We start from the raw sequence: 18,387 nt of genomic DNA, 5'->3' as shown, positions 1-18,387 counted from the left end.
CAGGTCACGGCTAACGTTCTACTCGACCGACTTCACCATATCCTCGATCACTTTCTTCGCGTCGCCGAACACCATCATCGTCTTGTCCATGTAGAACAGGTCGTTGTCGAGCCCGGCGTAGCCCGCCGCCATCGAGCGCTTGTTGACGATCACGGTGCGCGCCTTGTACGCCTCGATGATCGGCATGCCCGCGATCGGCGACTTCGGATCGTTCTTCGCGGCGGGATTCACCACGTCGTTCGCGCCGAGCACCAGCACCACGTCGACCTGGCCGAACTCGCCGTTGATGTCGTCCATCTCGAAGACCATGTCGTACGGCACTTCGGCTTCCGCGAGCAGCACGTTCATGTGACCCGGCATGCGGCCGGCCACCGGGTGAATCGCATACTTCACCTCGATGCCCTTCTCGACCAGCTTGTCGGTCAACTCCTTCAGCGCATGCTGCGCGCGCGCCACGGCGAGCCCGTAGCCCGGCACGATCACGACGGTCTCGGCGTTGCCGAGCATGAACGATGCGTCATCGGCCGAACCGGATTTCACCGGACGCTGCTCCGCCGAACCCGCCGCGGCCGCGCCCGGCTCGTTGCCGAAACCGCCGAGGATCACGTTGAAGAACGAGCGGTTCATGGCCTTGCACATGATGTACGACAGGATCGCACCCGAGGACCCCACCAGCGACCCCGCGATGATCAGCATCGCGTTGTTCAGCGAGAAGCCGATGCCCGCCGCCGCCCAGCCCGAGTACGAGTTCAGCATCGACACGACGACCGGCATGTCCGCGCCGCCGATCGGAATGATGATCAGCACGCCGAGCACGAACGCGATGATCGTCATGATGATGAACGGCAGCCACGACTGCGTGAGGAAGAACAGGATGCCGAAGCCGAGCATGGCGAGCGCGAGCATCAGGTTGATCAGATGCTGGCCGCCATACACCACCGGCGCGCCCTGAAACAGCCGGAACTTGTACTTGCCCGACAGCTTGCCGAACGCGATCACCGAACCGGAGAACGTGATCGCACCGACGAACGTGCCGATGAACAGTTCGATGCGGTTGCCGTACGGCAGGAAGCCCTCGATCGGCACGTCGGGATCGACGAGGCCGAACGCGGCCGGCTCCGACACGACCGCGTACGCGATGCACACGGCCGCGAGACCGATCAGCGAGTGCATCGCCGCGACGAGTTCGGGCATCTTCGTCATCTCGACGCGCGCGGCGACGAACGCGCCGACCGAGCCGCCGATCACGAGCCCGAACAGCAGCAAGCCGAGACCGAGGCCGAGATTGGAGCCGAGCGCTTCGGCCTGTCGCGAGATCAGCGCGATGGTCGTCAGAATCGCGATCGCCATGCCGACCATGCCGAAGGTATTGCCGACGCGTGCCGTCTTCGGATTCGACAGCCCCTTGAGCGCCTGGATGAAGCAGACCGAGGCGATCAGATATAGCAGCGTGACGACGTTCAGGCTCATTTACGTACCCTCCTTGCCAGCCGCCGGGAGCTTCTTCGGTTCCTTCTTCTTGAACATTTCCAGCATTCGCCGCGTGACGAGGAATCCGCCGAACACGTTGACGGCCGCGAGCGCCACGGCGATCGTGCCGAAGAACTTGCCCGCGCTGCCGACCGTCAAACCCGCCGCGAGCATCGCCCCGACGATCACGATCGCCGAGATCGCATTGGTCACGGCCATCAGCGGCGTGTGCAGCGCGGGCGTGACGTTCCAGACCACGTGATAGCCGACATAGATCGCCAGCACGAAGATGATCAGATTGATCACTGTGTGATTGATGACTTCCATCTTCGGCCTCTCCTATGCCTGGCGCGTGACCTGACCGTCGCGAGCCAGCAGCGTGGCCGCGACGATGTCGTCCGCGAGATCGATGTTAAGCAGGCCTTCCTTCGTGACGATCAGCTTCAGGAAGTCGAACAGGTTGCGCGCGTACAGCGCTGAAGCGTCGGCGGGCACCATCGCGGCCAGATTCGTATAGCCGACGATCTGCACGCCATAGCGCACCACCACCTGATCGGCCTCGGTCAGTGGACAGTTGCCGCCGCGCCTGCCTTCATATTCGGCGCCGCGGCCGGCCGCGAGATCGACGATCACCGAGCCCGGCTTCATCGCCTGCACCATGTCGACCGAGATCAGCGTCGGCGCGGCGCGGCCCGGAATCAGCGCGGTCGAGATCACGATGTCGGCCTGCTTCGCGCGCTCGTGGACCAACGCCGCCTGGCGCGTGAGCCACGACGGCGGCATCGGCCGCGCATAGCCCCCGACGCCCTGCGCGGCCTCGCGCTCTTCGTCGGTCTCATAGGGCACATCGAGAAACTTCGCGCCGAGCGATTCGATCTGCTCTTTCACGGCCGGACGTACGTCGGACGCTTCAAGCACGGCGCCCAGGCGCTTGGCGGTCGCGATCGCCTGCAGGCCGGCCACGCCCGCGCCGAGAATCAGCACGCGCGCGGCCTTCACGGTGCCGGCCGCGGTCATCAGCATCGGCATGAAGCGGGGATAGAGCGTCGCCGCGAGCAGCACCGCCTTGTAGCCGGCGATATTGGCCTGCGACGACAGCACGTCGAGGCTTTGCGCGCGCGTCGTGCGCGGCGCGGCTTCGAGCGCGAACGCGGTCACGCCGGCCGCGGCGAGCTTGCCCGCGTTCTCGGCGTTGAACGGATCGAGCATGCCGACCAGGGTCGCGCCGCGCTTCAGGAGCGGCAATTCGGAATCGGTGGGGGATTGGACTTTGAGGACGAGATCGGCACCGAACGCGGTGGCGGCATCGACGATTTCCGCGCCCACGGCCGTATAGGCTTCATCGGGAAAGCTCGCGCCGGCGCCGGCGCCGCTCTGGAGCGTGACGCGGTGGCCTTGCGCCGCGTACTTCTTGACCGTCTCGGGCGTCGCGGCAACGCGGGTTTCATGCGCGCGCGTCTCGGCTGGCACTCCGATGTGCATCGTTGGTTCTCCTCGACTTCCTGTTTGACGACAGATCCGCCGACGAGGCTCGCCGGCTTGCACATGCAACGGCTAACGCAGGCCCCACTGTAACCGAAACCGCCAGCTCGCCATAATCGGGGTCGATGCGAATGCGCGGCAGACCGCCAAAACAGTTGCCGATCTGTCACGAACCTGCTACGAACCGGCTGCGAACCCGCCGCCAGCCGCCGCCGGCCGTAGCCCGGCCCGGCGCCGACCCGCCGCCCGGCAGCCGGCGCGCATAACCGGTAAAATGCGCAGCCATGAAACCGGAAACCTGGCTGCCGCACGTGACCGTCGCGGCGATCGTCGAGCGTGACGGGCGCTTCCTGCTGGTCGAGGAACACACCGCCGCCGGCCTGCGCCTGAACCAGCCCGCCGGCCATCTCGAGGCGGGCGAAACGCTGCTGGAAGCGGTGGTCCGCGAAACGCTCGAGGAAACCGCCCATCCGTTCGCGCCCGAGGCGCTGGTCGGCATGTACATGACCCACTTCGAGCGGCCGGGCCGCGCGGGCACCACGTACTTGCGCTTCACCTATTGCGGCGGGGGCGGCGAGCCGGACCCGGCGAGTTCGCTCGATCCCGACATCGTCCGCACGCTGTGGATGAGCGCCGACGAACTGCGCGCATGCCCCGAGCGGCATCGCACGCCGCTCGTGATGCAGTGCATCGACGATTACCTGGCCGGCCGGCGTTTCCCGCTCGACTTCGTGCATACGCATTCGGTCGGGCCGAAGCAATAAGGCCGTCACGAGCGGCCCCCACGATCCATGCAGTGATGCAGCACCCAGTGAGTACCTTATGAGCAAGCGCAAAGTCGTAGTAGGCATGTCGGGCGGCGTCGATTCGTCGGTCACCGCGTGGCTGCTGAAGGAACAGGGCTACGACGTGGTCGGCCTGTTCATGAAGAACTGGGAAGACGACGACGACAGCGAATACTGCTCGACGCGGCAGGACTGGATCGACGTGGTCTCGGTGGCGGACCTGATCGGCATCGACGTCGAGGCGGTCAACTTCGCGGCCGAGTACAAGGACCGCGTGTTCGCCGAGTTCCTGCGCGAATATTCGGCCGGCCGCACGCCAAACCCCGACGTGCTGTGCAACGCCGAAATCAAGTTCAAGGCCTTTCTCGATCACGCGATGTCGCTCGGCGCGGAAACCATCGCGACCGGCCACTATGCGCGCGTGCGCGAGAACAATGGCCGCTTCGAACTGCTGAAGGCGCTCGATCATACGAAAGACCAGTCGTACTTCCTGCATCGGTTGAACCAGGCGCAGTTGTCGAAGACGCTGTTCCCGCTCGGTGAGATTCCCAAGACGAAAGTGCGGGAAATCGCCGCGCAGATCGGCTTGCCCAACGCGAAGAAGAAGGACTCGACCGGCATCTGCTTCATCGGCGAGCGGCCGTTTCGCGACTTCCTGAACCGCTATCTGCCGACCAAACCGGGCCCGATGAAGACCACCGACGGCAAGATCGTCGGCGAGCACATCGGCCTCGCGTTCTACACGTTCGGGCAGCGCAAGGGCATCGGTCTCGGCGGCAGCAAGGACGGCAGCGGCGAGCCGTGGTTCGCGGCGGGCAAGGATATTCCGACCAATACGCTGTACGTCGCGCAGGGGCACGACCATCCGTGGCTGCTGTGCCACACGCTGGCGGCGGGCAACACGAGCTGGGTCGCGGGCGAGCCGCCTGCCGACGGCTTCGCGTGCGGCGCGAAGACACGCTACCGCCAGGCCGACGCGTCGTGCACGTTCAAGGCGGCGGCTGGCAGTGCGGGCGAAGGCCTGTTCGAGCTCAACTTCGAGGCCGCGCAGTGGGCCGTCACGCCGGGGCAATCGGCGGTGCTGTACGACGGCGACGTATGCCTCGGCGGCGGCATCATCGAGCGCGCGATGACCGGGCAGCCCGCCGAGCTGCCGCAGGATCAGACGCCGAAACAGACGCGCGCGCAACGCCGCAAGCAGGCGCACAAGCCGAAGCAGCCGCAAGGCCAGCCGCAGGACGAGCCGCAACCCTCGCGCCAGAAAGCGGCGCTGCTCGGCGCGCGTTGATCGATGCATCACGGCGAGCGCGAGGTCGGGTCCTACCACTGCGACACCCGCGCGCCGTGCTGCTGGTTTGCCCCGCCTCGCGCAGTCACACACGCTTCACCTTCGCGTGCGACGCTTGACCTCCATTCGCACGCCTTATCTTCGCGCCTCCCCGCCCCACGCCACGCCGCGACCCGCAGCCGGCAGATTTCCTTCGTGACGGATTCCGCCCGCGCCCCTCGCGCGGACGATCCCGCCGCATCGATCTTCACTGCACTGGAGTCCCCATGTTTTCTCGACGCTATCTGGCCATGTGGTGCGCAATCGTGCTCACCGCGGTGTGTGTCGCGCTCGCCGCGACGCATCGCCTGCCGTGGTTCTGGATCATCGTGCCGGCCGCGCTGGTCGCGCTCGGCGTGTTCGACCTGACGCAACAGCGCCACGCGATCCTGCGCAATTACCCGCTGTGGGGGCACCTGCGCTTCATTTTCGAATTCATCCGCCCGGAGATCCGTCAATATTTCGTCGAAGACGATACCGACGAGAAACCGTTCTCGCGCGCGCAACGCAGCATCGTCTATCAGCGCGCGAAGAACGACGTCGACAGCCGCCCGTACGGCACACGGATCGACGTGAAGGCGATCGCGCACGAGTGGATCAGCCACTCGCTCGCGCCGACCACGCTCGACGGTCACGACTTTCGCATCGTCGTCGGCCCCGATCGCGCCAAGCCGTATTCGATGTCGATCTTCAACGTTTCGGCGATGAGCTTCGGCTCGCTCTCGGCCAACGCGATCATGGCGCTGAACCTCGGCGCGAAGAAAGGCAACTTCGCGCACGACACCGGCGAAGGCTCGATGTCGAAGTATCACCGCGAGCATGGCGGCGACATCATCTGGGAAATCGCTTCCGGTTATTTCGGCTGCCGTAACGACGGCGGCACCTTCAACGCGGAGAAGTTCGCGAAGCAGGCCGCCGAGCCGCAGGTGAAGATGATCGAGGTGAAGCTGTCGCAAGGCGCGAAGCCCGGTCACGGCGGCGTGCTGCCGGCCGCCAAGATCACGCCCGAAATCGCCGAGACGCGCGGCGTGCCGATGGGCCGCGATTGCATTTCGCCGGCGACGCACTCCGAATTCTCGACGCCGCGCGGGCTGCTCGAATTCGTCGAGCGGCTGCGCACGCTGTCGGGCGGCAAGCCCACCGGCTTCAAGCTGTGCATCGGGCATCCGTGGGAATTCTTCGGCATCGCGAAGGCGATGCTGGAAACGGGGATCCTGCCGGACTTCATTGTCGTCGACGGCGCGGAAGGCGGCACGGGCGCGGCGCCGCTCGAATTCACCGATCACGTCGGCGTGCCGTTGCAGGAAGGCCTGCTGCTCGTGCACAACACGCTGGTCGGCATCGGCCTGCGCCAGCGCATCCGCATCGGCGCGAGCGGCAAGATGATCACCGCGTTCGACATCGCGAAGACGCTCGCGATCGGCGCGGACTGGGTCAACGCGGCGCGCGGTTTCATGTTCGCGGTCGGCTGCATCCAGGCGCAGACCTGCCACACCGGCCGCTGCCCGACTGGTGTGGCGACCCAGGACCCGGTGCGCCAGCGCGCGCTGGTTGTGCCGGACAAGGCCGATCGCGTTTTCAACTTCCACCACAACACGCTGCACGCGTTGCGCGAGATCATCCAGGCCGCCGGGCTCCGGCATCCGGCCGAGCTGCGCGCGCATCACATCGTGCGGCGCGTGTCGTCGCACGAGGTACGGCTGATGTCGGATCTGCTCAAGTATCTCGAACCGAACGATCTGCTCAACGGCACCTATCGCTATACGCTGTTCGAGAAGTACTGGCCGATCGCCCAAAGCGATTCGTTCTCGCCGAAAGCCGAGCTGGCGGCGAGCTGAACTGCCGCGCGGCCCCTTCCCGCCCAGCCTGTCGCCGAAAAACCGCAGCGCGGTCCGTCCGTCCCCGTAAAACGGGCCGCGCCCTTCCCTTTCCGTTAAAATCTCGGGTTTAGCACTTCGCTCCACGGCCCGCTCGCGCGCTTAGGCGCACGCGGCATGGCCTCATGCCCGAAAGGCACTTCATGCTCACGTTTCAGCAAATCATCCTGACCTTGCAGTCCTACTGGGACAAGCAGGGCTGCGCGTTGCTCCAGCCGATCGACATGGAAGTCGGCGCGGGCACGTCCCACGTCCATACGTTCCTGCGCGCGATCGGCCCCGAACCGTGGCGCGCCGCCTACGTGCAACCGTCGCGCCGCCCCAAGGACGGCCGCTACGGCGAGAACCCGAACCGTCTGCAGCACTACTACCAGTACCAGGTGGTGCTCAAGCCCGCGCCGGAAAACATTCTCGACCTGTACCTCGGCTCGCTCGAAGCGCTCGGCTTCGACCTGAAGCAGAACGACGTGCGTTTCGTCGAAGACGACTGGGAAAACCCGACGCTCGGCGCCTGGGGGCTCGGCTGGGAAGTGTGGCTGAACGGCATGGAAGTGACGCAGTTCACGTACTTCCAGCAGGTCGGCGGTCTCGACTGCAAGCCGGTGCTCGGCGAAATCACCTACGGTCTCGAGCGACTCGCGATGTATCTGCAGAAGGTCGAGAACGTCTACGACCTCGTCTGGACCGAGTGGGAAGAACAAGGCCCGAACGGCCCCGAACTGCGCCGCCTGACCTACGGCGACGTGTATCACCAGAACGAGGTCGAGCAGTCCACGTACAACTTCGAGCACGCGAACGTCGATCTGCTGTTCACGTTCTTCAACAGCTACGAAGCGGAAGCGAAGCGCATGATCGATGCGCAGATCGCGCTGCCCGCCTATGAGCTCGTGCTGAAGGCCGGCCACACGTTCAACCTGCTCGACGCGCGCGGCGCGATCTCGGTCACGGAACGCGCGGCGTACATCGGCCGGATTCGCGCGCTGTCGCGTCTGGTCGCGCAGGCCTACTACGAGTCGCGCGAAAAGCTCGGCTTCCCGATGCTCGGCAACCCGGTGCACGGCGTGCCCGGCCTCACCACCGACGAGCAGGAAGCCGCGATGCCCGCGTGGGCGCCGCCGCTGAAAGTCGAACGCAAGATCGACCAGGACTGACGAGAACTTCAACCAATGACTCAATCTCAACACGCTACCCTGCTCGTCGAGCTGCTGACCGAAGAACTGCCGCCGAAGGCGCTCGCGCGCCTCGGCGACGCCTTCGCCGAAGGCATTGCGCAGCGCCTCGCGGCGCGCGACCTGATCGAAGGCGAGCCGTCGTTCGAACGCTATGCGACGCCGCGCCGCCTCGCGGTGACCATTCACAACGTTCGCGCGGTCGCGCCGGAAAAGCACGTGCGCGAAAAAGTGCTGCCGGTTTCCGTCGCGCTCGATAAAGACGGCCAGCCCACCGCGCCGCTCGCGAAGAAACTCGCCGCGCTCGGCTTCCCCGACTTCACCGTGAACGACCTCGAACGCGCGCAGGACGGCAAGGCCGAAGCGTTCTTCCTGCGCTACGCGGCGCCGGGTGCGACGCTCGCCGAAGGCTTGCAGGGCGCGCTCGACGAGACGCTCGGCAAGCTGCCGATTCCGACGCCGATGACGTATCAGCGCCCGGACGGTTCGAGCGTGCAGTTCGTGCGTCCGGTGCATCGTCTGACTGCGCTGCACGGCGAGGAAGTCGTGCCGGTCAGCGCGCTCGGCATCGATGCCGACGACACCACGCTCGGCCACCGCTTCCTGTCCGAAGGTTTCGTGCAGATCCAGCACGCGCAGTCGTATGCCGAAACCCTGGAACACCGCGGCCGCGTGATCGCGAGCTTCGCCAGGCGCAAGGAAGCGATCCGTTCGCAACTGCTCGCGCACGCCGGTGACGACAAGGTCGTGATGCCCGAAGCGCTGCTCGACGAAGTGACGGCGCTGGTCGAATGGCCGGTCGTCTACGAGTGCCGCTTCGAGGACGAATTCCTGCAGGTGCCGCAGGAGTGCCTGATCCTGACGATGCAGACGAACCAGAAGTACTTCGCGCTGACCGATGCGAACGGCAAGCTGCGCTCGCGCTTCCTGATCGTGTCGAACATCGAGACGGCAACGCCGGTCGAGATCGTCGAAGGCAACGAGCGCGTGGTGCGCCCGCGGCTGGCCGACGCGAAGTTCTTCTTCACGCAGGACAAGAAGAAGCCGCTCGCGGACCGCGTGCCGCTGCTCGCGAACGTCGTCTATCACAACAAGCTCGGCTCGGCGCTGCAACGCGTCGAGCGTCTCGAAGGGCTGGCCGGTGCAATTGCTGGCCTGATCGGCGCCGACGTCGCGCTCGCGAAGCGCGCCGCGCGTCTCGCGAAGGCCGACCTGATCACCGACATGGTCGGCGAATTCCCCGAACTGCAAGGCACGATGGGCACGTACTACGCGCGCCACGACGGTGAGCCCGAAGAGGTCGCGCTCGCGTGTTCGGAGCACTATCAGCCGCGCTTCTCGGGCGACGCATTGCCCGTCACCGCGACCGGCACCATCGTCGCGCTCGCCGACAAGCTCGAAACGTTGGTCGGCATCTGGGGCATCGGCCTGCAGCCCACCGGCGAGAAAGACCCGTTCGCGCTGCGCCGTCATGCGCTCGGCGTGCTGCGCATTCTGGTCGAGAAGCAACTGAACGTCGACTTCGTCGAGCTGCTGCGCGCCGCTTACGCGCAATTCGCCGGCGTGCCCAACGTCGCCGATTCGACCGACGCGATCTACGAGTTCAGCATGGATCGCCTGCGCGGCCTGTTGCGTGAACGCGGCTACGCGGCCGGCGAAATCGACGCGGTGCTCGCGCTGAACCCGACGCGGCTCGACGACATCGTCGCGCGCCTCGACGCGGTGCGCGAATTCGCATCGCTCGCCGAAGCGGCGTCGCTCGCGGCGGCCAACAAGCGCATCTCGAACATCCTGAAGAAGTCGGAAGGCGTGAAAAACGGCGGCGTGCAGCCCGCGCTGTTCACCGAAGCAGCGGAAAAGGCGCTCAACGCGCAGCTCGAACAGGTGACGCCGCGCGTGCAGTCGCAACTGGCCGCGCGCGACTACACCGGCGCGCTCACGGCACTCGCCGCGCTGCGCGAGCCGGTCGACACGTTCTTCAACGACGTGATGGTCAACGCCGAAGACCCGGCGTTGCGCGCGAACCGTCTGGCTCTGCTCGGCGCGCTGCATCAGCAGATGAACTGCGTCGCCGATATTTCCCGACTCGCCGCCTGAGCACCGCGCCATGCCGACCAAGAAAGTGGTGATCCTCGACCGCGACGGCGTGATCAACGCCGACTCCGACGCGTTCATCAAGTCGCCGGACGAATGGGTCGCGTTGCCCGGCGCACTGGAAGCGATCGCGCGCCTGAACCAGGCGGGCTATCGCGTCGCGATCGCGACGAACCAGTCGGGCATCGGCCGGGGTCTGTTCGACATGGACGCGTTGAACGCGATGCATCTGAAGATGCACCGGATGGCCGCGTCCGTCGGCGCACGCATCGACGCGGTGTTCTTCTGCCCGCACACGGCGGAAGATCACTGCGAATGCCGCAAGCCGAAGCCCGGCATGCTGAAGATGATCGCCGAGCGTTTCGAGATCGATCCGGCGCATACGCCCACGGTCGGCGATTCGCTGCGCGATCTGCAGGCGGGCGCGGCGCTCGGTCATCCGACCCATCTCGTTCTGACTGGCAAGGGCCGCAAGACCCTCGCCGCCGGCGGCTTGCCCGAAGGCACGATCGTGCACGACGACCTGCGCGCATTCGCGCTCGACTTCCTCGCCGACGTCCAGGAGTAACGCGCACCGCGCGTTCCCAACCCTCACCAACCACGCCGATGCGCTTTCTCCGTTCCCTGCTGCTGCTGATCTATTTCGTTCTGGTCACGGTACCGTACGCGACCGCCTGCTTCATCGCATTTCCGTTTTTGCGCGCGGAAAACCGCTACTGGATGGCGGCCGGCTGGTGCCGTCTGACGCTGTGGACGGTGCGCTATCTGAACGGCATCCGCTACCGCATCGAAGGTTTCGAGAACCTGCCCAACGGGCCGGCCGTGCTGCTGTCGAAACATCAGTCGGCGTGGGAAACGCTCGCGTTTCCGGCGATCATGCCGCGGCCGCTGTGCTATGTGTTCAAGCGCGAGCTGCTGTACGTGCCGTTCTTCGGCTGGGCGCTCGGCATGCTGAAGATGGTTCACATCAACCGCAAGGAAGGCAAGTACGCGTTCGAATCGGTGATCAACCAGGGCAAGGCGCGCATGGCCGAAGGCGCGTGGGTCATCATGTTTCCGGAAGGCACGCGCACGCCGACCGGCAAGCAGGGCAAGTACAAGACCGGCGGCGCGCGCTTCGCGATCGCGACCGGCGCGCCGGTCGTGCCGATCGCGCACAACGCGGGCCGCGTGTGGCCGCGCAACTCGTTTACGAAATATCCGGGTATAGTCACGGTGTCGATTGGCAAGCCGATCGACACGACGGGACTCACGCCCGACGAAGTGAACACGCGCGTCGAACAGTGGATCGAAGCCGAAATGCGCCGCATCGATCCAACTGCCTATAGCGCGGCGGCCGACAGATCCGCCGCCGCTCCTATCTGACGCGCCACGCCCTCGAAGCCCGAAGGCGTATTGCGCGAAGCGAAGCCGATGCAGAAGTCTCCTACGCCGCAACCCGCCGCGGCGCTCGAAAACCGGCAGCTCGATCTCCCGCTCTTCGCCGAGCCGGGGTCGGCTGCGTCGTCTCCTTCACCTTCCACATCGGGTTCATCTGACGCCGCGCCGGCCATGCCGCCCGCCGTGCCGCTCGCGCCGGACGGCAGCAAGCTGCGCAGTCTCACCATCGGTTCGCGTACGCTGTACTACGCGCTCAAGCGTTCGTCACGCCGCTCGATCGGCTTTGCAATCGACAGCACCGGTCTCACGATCACCGCACCGCGCTGGGTCACGCTGGCCGATATCGAAACCGCGATCACCGAAAAACAACGCTGGATTTTCACGAAGCTGATCGAATGGCAAACGCGCGTCGAACAGCGTGCGCTGCCGAAGATCGACTGGAAAGACGGCGCCGAAGTGCCCTATCTCGGTCAGCCGGTGCGCGTGACGCTCGGCGCGCCGCGAGGCATGCTCGCGTTCAGCGCGGAGCACGCGGCGCTGCAATTGCCGCTGCCGTTGCAAGCCGATCCGCAGCAGATCAAGGATCGTGTGCAGGGTTGGCTGCAAGGCGAAGCGAAGCGGCTGTTCGGTGAGCGTCTCGAGATTTACGCGCAAAAGCTCGGCGTCAACTATCGCACCTATGCCTTGTCTTCAGCGGCGACCCGCTGGGGCAGCTGTTCGAGCGACGGCAAGATCCGCCTGAACTGGCGGCTGATTCACTTTCCGTTGTCGATCATCGACTACGTCGTCGCGCACGAGCTATCGCATCTGCGCGAGATGAATCACAGTCCGCGCTTCTGGCAGACGGTCGAATCGATCTTTCCGGAGTTCCGCGAGGCGCGGCAGACACTGAAGTCGCATCCGCCGGAGTTATTGCCGACGCTTTGAGGCCGGGCGGCAATCCGCTCGAGCGCGCATCGAACGCGAAACGCTATCTCTGCGAGAGCGCCTTCGCGGACTGCAACAGATCGTCGAGCATCGCGCCGCGTCGGTCCGGGCTCGTGTCGCGCCCGGTCATGAAACACAGCGCTGCGATCGGCAAGCCCGCGCGATCGCGAATCGGCGCCGCCATGCATAGCCTGAACGCGTTCGAGAGTCCTTCGGTGCAGCAATAGCCATGTTCTTTGGCGGCCTGCACGTCCTTCAGGAACTGGTCGAACTCGATGCTCACCCCGTTGTCGAGGATGAAGTCTTCGGCCGGAATCAGCGAGCGAATCTCGTCGGCATTCAGGTGACCTAGCAGCAGGCGCCCCGTGGCGGTCCACGGAATCGGCACTCTCACTCCGATGTCCGAACTGATGTTGAACGGCCGGGCACTGTTCTCCGACAACACGACCGTGTACTTGTTGCCTTCCAGCATGCACATCTGCGTGGTCTCGTCGTACTTCCTCACCAAGGCCAGAATGGATTGATGCGCGCGGCTGATGAGATCGTTGTGGGTGGCATAGTCCGACCCGTAGTAGTGCATCTCGCGCCCGAAGAACACGTTTCCGTCCGCGGACGTCTCGAGCCAGCCCACCTCCGCGAGAATCGCCACCAGCTCGTAAATGCTCGAACGCGGTGCGCCGGTCGCCTCGATCAACTCGCGCATCGACAGCGGGCGTTGAGCGATATGCAATTGCCGGAAGATGGCGATGACGCGATCCACGCCTCTCGCCCGTGACGATTCTGTAACAGCCATGCATTCACTCCGTAAAGCGTTCATCCGACCGGTTGGTTTTCAAGCGCGAGAGTGTATCGCGCGACGGGCCCGCCAAAGCGACTTTCAGGCCGCTCTGCGTCAATGGTCGAGAACTCGATGCAGAAACTGCCGGGTGCGCTCGTTCGCGGGATTGACGAAGATCTGTTCCGGATCGCCCTGCTCGGCGATGACGCCCTTGTCCATGAACACGACGCGATCGGCGGTCTTGCGGGCAAAACCCATTTCATGCGTGACGACGACCATCGTCATGCCGTCGCGCGCGAGCCCGCGCATCACCTCGGTGACCTCGCCGACCAGCTCCGGGTCGAGCGCGGACGTCGCCTCGTCGAAGAACATGATGCCGGGCTCGACCGCGAGCGCCCGCGCAATCGCCACTCGCTGCTGCTGACCGCCCGACAGCTGGCTCGGATAATGTTCCGCGCGATCCGCGAGCCCGACGCGGTCGAGCGCGTCCATCGCGCGCTTGCGCGCGTCGGCCGGACTCATGCGGCGTGCCTTGATCAGCGCGAGCGTGACATTGCCGAGCGCGGTCTTGTGAGGAAACAGATTGAACTGCTGGAAGACCATGCCGACGTGGCCGCGAATCTCCCGTGCCCGGCGCGGATCGTGCAACGGCACCTCGTTGACCCAGACCTCGCCGGAATCGCTCGTCTCCAGTCCCGCCATGATTCGCAGCACGGTGCTCTTGCCCGAGCCGGACGCGCCAATCAGCACCAGCACTTCACCCGAGCGGACTTCGAGATTGATTTCGTTCAACACACGGGTCGAGCCGAATGCTTTACTGACGCCCGTCAACGAAATGATGGGCTTGGGTTGGCTTTGGTTACTCACGACAATCTCCTGCGGTCATGGTGGCGTACCCATTGCGAGAGCGGGAAGCACACGGCGAAGTAAATGAGTGCGACGAGTCCGTAGATTTCCACGGGCTTACCGATCCGATCGACGATGGCCTGGCCACCGTGCATCAACTCGGACATACCGATCATGCTGACGATCGAGGTGTCCTTGATCAGCGACAGATACTGGCCGACGAGAGGCGGCAGCACGATCTTTCCGGTCTGAGGCAGCACGACGAACGAGAACGCCTGAGGCCGCGTGAGGCCAAGGATTTGCGATACCTCCCATTGGCCCTTGGGCACCGATTCGATCCCCGAGCGAAAAATCTCGGCGATGTAGGCGCCCTGGTACACGCTCAAGCCGATGACGCCGGCTGCGAACACATCGATCGCGTAACCGAAGTACGACACGCCGAAATAGATGAACATCAGCGTGATCAGCACGGGCGTGCCGCGAAAGAGTTCCGTGTAGAGCCTGGCGACGCGACCGGTGCCCCACGGCCCGAACGAGCGCAACACCGCGGCGAACAGGCCGATCAGCGTGCTGCCCACGATGGCGGCAACCGACAGCAACAGCGTCGTCACCAGACCCTGCAGCAGGATCGAGAGACTGGTTTTCAGTAATTCGACTGACATGATCCAACTCCAATCCGGGAATCAGGCCCGCTTCGTCCGGCGCAGGAAACCTCTGCCGAAACCGTTGCGCGCCGGCATGACGAGGGGAGGATGAAAGATTCGCGCTCCGAGCTGGCCCGCGAGCCAGGACAGGACGTTGCTGAGCACGAGATACGCGACGAGCGTCACGCTGAACGTTTGCAGGTAGAGAAGCGTGCGCGAGTTGATCACGGTCGCCGTGCCGGTCAGCTCCGGCAACGCAATCGCGGACAGCAACGACGTGCCGAGCAGCAACTGGATCAGGTAGTTGACGATGGCCGGATAGACCGCGCGCGTGGCCTGCGGCAGCACGACCTCGGCGAAGATCTGGGCGCGCTCGAGTCCGAGAATGCCGGCGGCCTCGAGTTGACCGCGCGGCACCGACTGGATGCCGGCGCGGAACACTTCCGAGAGATACGCACCCACGTTCAGGCCGAGTGCGATGACGCCCGCCCAGTATGCGTCGAGCGAAATACCCGCCGACGGCAGACCGAAGAAGACGATGAAGATCTGCAGCAGAACAGGCGTGTTGCGGATGATTTCAACGTAGCCACGGGCGATCCACCGAATCAGCGCGAGCGGCGAAGCACTCGCAACCGCGGTCAGCAGACCCAGCGCCACCGCCAGGATGAAGGCGAGCACGGTCACCTGCAACGTCAGCCAGCTCGCGGTCAGAAACTCGGGCACGTAGCCCCATAAAGTCAGCCACTCGTAACTCATCGCGGACTCCCCACCGTTCGGGTTTGATCAGTTATCGGCATCTCCCGCTCCTTAAAACTGCGGATTGAGCGGGTAGCGCGGATCGGTGCCGAACCACTTGTTGTAGAGCTGCGCGTTGAGCTTCGACGCATTGATGTTGAAGAGGAACAGATTCAGATAATTGAGCCACTCCTGATCGCCGGCCTTGACGCCGAACGCGTTGTATTCGAGCGGGACCAGCGCTTCGTTCGTGACCGCGAGCTCAGGGTCGAGCTTGGCCTGATACGCGAGGAAGTTGTTGTCCTCGATCATCGCGTCGGCCTGTCCCTGCTTGACGGCCAGAATCGCGGCCTGCGAGCTGTCGTATTCCTGAATCTTGATCGGGATATTCAGCGAGCGAACTTCGTCGCCATTGGTCGAGCCCTTGACCGTCGCAATCGTGCGGCCGCCCATGTCCTTGATCGACTGGATGCCGCTATTTTTTCTGACCAGCAGGGCTTCGCTGGCAACCACGTACGGGGTCGTGAATTCGATCACTTTCGCGCGCTCCAGATTGCGCGTGAAGTTGCAGAACACCACGTCTACTTTGCTGGTCTGCAGATTCGGAATCCGGTTTGCGCTCGTGGTATTCACGACCTCGAGCTTCACGCCCATCTGCTTCGCGAGTTCCTTCGCGAGGTCCACGTCATAGCCGTCCGCCTGGCCGTCCTTGTTGTAGAACCCGAACGGCGCGAACGTCAGACAGTCGCCGACCCGCAGCGTGCCTCGCTGCAGCACGGCCTGAAGCGTCGACGGAGCTGCCGCCGCCCCCTGCTGCCCCGGCGTGGCAATCTTGGTGCAGCCCGTGATGGCGAGCAATCCAGCAACAGCGAACAGAAAGGCGGCTTTGGCGCCTCGTTGGGCAAGTTTCATGAGCAGGGTCCTAAGCGGAGAGGAGTATTCCGGAGCGGACGATTCGGCTTCAGCACCTTTCGGCACGCTCGAAATTCGCCGGATCACGCATCGAATGTCCGATATACCAGACTGCTATCTGACAAACCGGATTGATGCTGAGTTTTGGACACTAATATCAAACGGGCAACTGGACACAACACCTATTGCCGTTTCCTTTTTGTTCGAATAGGTCAGATCAAATGTCTCGACCTCGCGCATCGGGTTGGCTGCGTGCCGGTCGGCCCGCGCGGCGTCGCTCACGGTATGAGGCGATCATTTACAATTGGCGCAATGTCAGTGCATTTGTCGACCAACCATCAAAGGATTTCTCATGCGCATCTTGCATACCATGCTTCGAGTCGGTGATCTCGACGCATCGATCCGTTTCTACACGGAAGTTCTCGGCATGCGCCTGCTTCGAAAGAGCGACTACCCGGACGGCAAGTTCACCCTCGCATTCGTCGGTTACGAGGATGAATCCGAAGGCGCGGCGATCGAACTGACTCACAACTGGGACACCAGCAAGTACGACCTCGGAAACGGGTACGGCCACATCGCGCTCGAGGTCGACGACGCCTATGCGGCGTGCGAAGAAGTGAAGAAACGCGGCGGTGTCGTGACTCGTGAGGCGGGACCCATGAAACACGGCACGACTGTGATCGCCTTCGTCGCCGATCCGGACGGGTACAAGATCGAGCTGATCCAGAAGAAGGGACGCGTCGACTGAGGTCCGGCGGCGCGCAAAAGGCGCGCCGCAATCGACTTTGACACGTCGCACCCGAGGATCCTGATGCCGGGTGAATCCGCCCGGCCATCCTGGCTTGTGCCAGCAGCATCGAAAAATCGCGGACGGCCAAGGCTCGGCTCTGCGCGCGAAAAATCCGGCAATTCAAACGCGCCAGCAACCGACACCCGGCCGAACCCGTTCCCCATCGCCACATCACCACCTGGCCACCCCGTCGCCCATGAGCACGACCACCGCCCTGCCCGCGCGCCGCGCCCTGGATAGCTTCGCCATCCTGTTGATGATCGGTCTGTGCGCAATCTGGGGGCTTCAACAGGTCGCGATCAAGACCACCAATGCGACGGTGCCGCCGGTCTTTCAGGCGGGGCTGCGCTCGACGATCGCAGCGGTGCTCGTCTGGGCGTGGGCGCGCTCGCGCGGCACGCCGCTCTTTCGCGATGACGGCACGCTCGGCGCGGGGCTGCTTGCAGGTGTGCTGTTCGCGGCCGAGTTCGTGTGCATCTTTCTCGGCCTGACGCTGACGAGCGCGTCGCGCATGGCGGTCTTTCTGTACACGGCGCCGTGCTTCACGGCGCTCGGTCTGCACTGGTTCGTCGACGGCGAACGCATGCGGCGTATCCAGTGGCTCGGCATCGGTGTCGCGTTCCTGGGGATGGCGCTCGCATTCGCGGATGGCTTCCTGCACGCGGGCGCCGCTGCCGGTGCAGGCGCCCACGGCTCGACGCTCGCGGGCGCGGCCGGCGATGCGCTCGGCGTGCTCGCCGGCATCACGTGGGCCGCGACTACGGTGGTCGTGCGCGGATCGCGGCTCGCGCATACAAGCGCGAGCAAGACGCTGTTCTATCAGTTGACGGTGTCGGCGGTGGTGCTGCTCGCGCTGGCGGTTGGGCTCGGCCAGGTGCGCGTAGAAACCGTCACGCCGCTCGCGCTCGCGAGCCTCGCGTATCAGGCGGTGATCGTCGCGTTCGTCAGCTATCTGTTGTGGTTCTGGCTGCTGACTCGCTATATCGCGTCGCGGCTGTCGGTGTTTTCGTTCTTGACGCCGATGTTCGGCGTGACCTTCGGCGTGCTGCTGCTCGGCGAGTCGTTCAGCGCGCGCTTTCTGATCGCCGCGTTGCTGGTGCTGACCGGCATCGCGCTCGTCAACGCGCCGGCGAAACGGACCGCCTGACGGCGGCGGCCCGCGCCGTCGGGA

Annotated in this window: 18 protein-coding genes; 10 read left to right on the top strand and 8 right to left on the bottom strand. The window is 64.6% G+C overall.

Annotated features, from left to right (window positions below; translation table 11 throughout):
* Window positions 1-18: 18 nt before the first annotated feature.
* Genes CI15_RS02385 through CI15_RS02375 form a run of 3 tightly spaced genes read right to left on the bottom strand, consistent with a single transcriptional unit; the run spans window position 19 to window position 2,952 of the window.
* Window positions 19-1,470, bottom strand: coding sequence for an NAD(P)(+) transhydrogenase (Re/Si-specific) subunit beta (locus CI15_RS02385; RefSeq protein WP_062124001.1), 1,452 nt, complete (start codon window positions 1,468-1,470; stop codon window positions 19-21).
* On the bottom strand, window positions 1,471-1,797 hold the full coding sequence (locus CI15_RS02380) for an NAD(P) transhydrogenase subunit alpha part 2 (RefSeq protein ID WP_062124000.1): 327 nt from the start codon (window positions 1,795-1,797) through the stop codon (window positions 1,471-1,473).
* Window positions 1,798-1,809: 12 nt separating this feature from the next.
* Entirely contained in the window at window positions 1,810-2,952 is a 1,143-nt protein-coding gene (locus CI15_RS02375; RefSeq protein ID WP_062123998.1) for a Re/Si-specific NAD(P)(+) transhydrogenase subunit alpha, read from the bottom strand.
* Window positions 2,953-3,236: 284 nt separating this feature from the next.
* Here CI15_RS02375 and CI15_RS02370 point away from each other — a divergent pair, with 284 nt between their 5' ends.
* The 8 genes from CI15_RS02370 to CI15_RS02335 all read left to right on the top strand — a co-directional run bounded on the left by CI15_RS02370 (window position 3,237) and on the right by CI15_RS02335 (window position 12,511).
* Window positions 3,237-3,716 carry an NUDIX hydrolase gene (locus CI15_RS02370; protein ID WP_062123996.1) on the top strand — a complete coding sequence of 160 codons (480 nt, stop codon included), beginning with the start codon at window positions 3,237-3,239 and terminating at the stop codon, window positions 3,714-3,716.
* 58 nt (window positions 3,717-3,774) lie between these two features.
* Window positions 3,775-5,025: a tRNA 2-thiouridine(34) synthase MnmA gene (gene mnmA / locus CI15_RS02365; protein ID WP_062123994.1), complete on the top strand. Its 1,251-nt coding sequence runs from the start codon at window positions 3,775-3,777 to the stop codon at window positions 5,023-5,025.
* A 266-nt stretch (window positions 5,026-5,291) separates the two neighbouring features.
* Entirely contained in the window at window positions 5,292-6,902 is a 1,611-nt protein-coding gene (locus CI15_RS02360) for an FMN-binding glutamate synthase family protein (protein ID WP_062123992.1), read from the top strand.
* 182 nt (window positions 6,903-7,084) lie between these two features.
* On the top strand, window positions 7,085-8,092 hold the full coding sequence (gene glyQ, locus CI15_RS02355; RefSeq protein ID WP_075643646.1) for a glycine--tRNA ligase subunit alpha: 1,008 nt from the start codon (window positions 7,085-7,087) through the stop codon (window positions 8,090-8,092).
* Between the two features lie 15 nt (window positions 8,093-8,107).
* The gene (glyS, locus tag CI15_RS02350) at window positions 8,108-10,207 is read left to right on the top strand and encodes a glycine--tRNA ligase subunit beta (RefSeq protein WP_062123990.1); all 2,100 of its coding nucleotides are present in this window, start codon (window positions 8,108-8,110) and stop codon (window positions 10,205-10,207) included.
* 10 nt (window positions 10,208-10,217) lie between these two features.
* Entirely contained in the window at window positions 10,218-10,772 is a 555-nt protein-coding gene (gmhB, locus tag CI15_RS02345) for a D-glycero-beta-D-manno-heptose 1,7-bisphosphate 7-phosphatase (RefSeq protein ID WP_062123988.1), read from the top strand.
* A 38-nt stretch (window positions 10,773-10,810) separates the two neighbouring features.
* Window positions 10,811-11,569, top strand: coding sequence for a lysophospholipid acyltransferase family protein (locus CI15_RS02340; RefSeq protein WP_062123986.1), 759 nt, complete (start codon window positions 10,811-10,813; stop codon window positions 11,567-11,569).
* A gap of 48 nt (window positions 11,570-11,617) precedes the next feature.
* Window positions 11,618-12,511, top strand: coding sequence for a M48 family metallopeptidase (locus tag CI15_RS02335; RefSeq protein WP_062124301.1), 894 nt, complete (start codon window positions 11,618-11,620; stop codon window positions 12,509-12,511).
* 43 nt (window positions 12,512-12,554) lie between these two features.
* Here CI15_RS02335 and CI15_RS02330 read toward each other — a convergent pair whose 3' ends face one another.
* The 5 genes from CI15_RS02330 to CI15_RS02310 form a co-directional block, all read right to left on the bottom strand.
* On the bottom strand, window positions 12,555-13,304 hold the full coding sequence (locus CI15_RS02330) for an IclR family transcriptional regulator (protein ID WP_062123984.1): 750 nt from the start codon (window positions 13,302-13,304) through the stop codon (window positions 12,555-12,557).
* Window positions 13,305-13,403: 99 nt separating this feature from the next.
* Entirely contained in the window at window positions 13,404-14,156 is a 753-nt protein-coding gene (locus CI15_RS02325; protein ID WP_062123982.1) for an amino acid ABC transporter ATP-binding protein, read from the bottom strand.
* Complete coding sequence (locus CI15_RS02320) at window positions 14,153-14,797, bottom strand: amino acid ABC transporter permease (RefSeq protein WP_062123980.1); 645 nt, start codon at window positions 14,795-14,797, stop codon at window positions 14,153-14,155. The genes CI15_RS02325 and CI15_RS02320 overlap by 4 nt, the downstream gene beginning before the upstream one ends.
* Window positions 14,798-14,818: 21 nt before the next feature.
* Window positions 14,819-15,535, bottom strand: coding sequence for an amino acid ABC transporter permease (locus CI15_RS02315; protein WP_062123978.1), 717 nt, complete (start codon window positions 15,533-15,535; stop codon window positions 14,819-14,821).
* A gap of 51 nt (window positions 15,536-15,586) precedes the next feature.
* A complete protein-coding gene (locus tag CI15_RS02310) occupies window positions 15,587-16,426 on the bottom strand; it encodes an ABC transporter substrate-binding protein (protein WP_062123976.1) in 840 nt (279 codons plus the stop codon).
* A 352-nt stretch (window positions 16,427-16,778) separates the two neighbouring features.
* Here CI15_RS02310 and gloA point away from each other — a divergent pair, with 352 nt between their 5' ends.
* Window positions 16,779-17,174, top strand: coding sequence for a lactoylglutathione lyase (gloA, locus tag CI15_RS02305; RefSeq protein WP_062123974.1), 396 nt, complete (start codon window positions 16,779-16,781; stop codon window positions 17,172-17,174).
* A gap of 238 nt (window positions 17,175-17,412) precedes the next feature.
* Entirely contained in the window at window positions 17,413-18,363 is a 951-nt protein-coding gene (locus CI15_RS02300) for a DMT family transporter (protein ID WP_062123972.1), read from the top strand.
* The last annotated feature ends 24 nt before the right edge of the window (window positions 18,364-18,387 follow it).

Origin of the sequence: Paraburkholderia monticola (assembly GCF_001580545.1) — a bacterium.
In the GTDB taxonomy this organism is placed as follows: domain Bacteria; phylum Pseudomonadota; class Gammaproteobacteria; order Burkholderiales; family Burkholderiaceae; genus Paraburkholderia; species Paraburkholderia monticola.
Note: the sequence above shows the minus strand (reverse complement) of the source record. Positions and strands in the feature narration are given on the sequence as shown.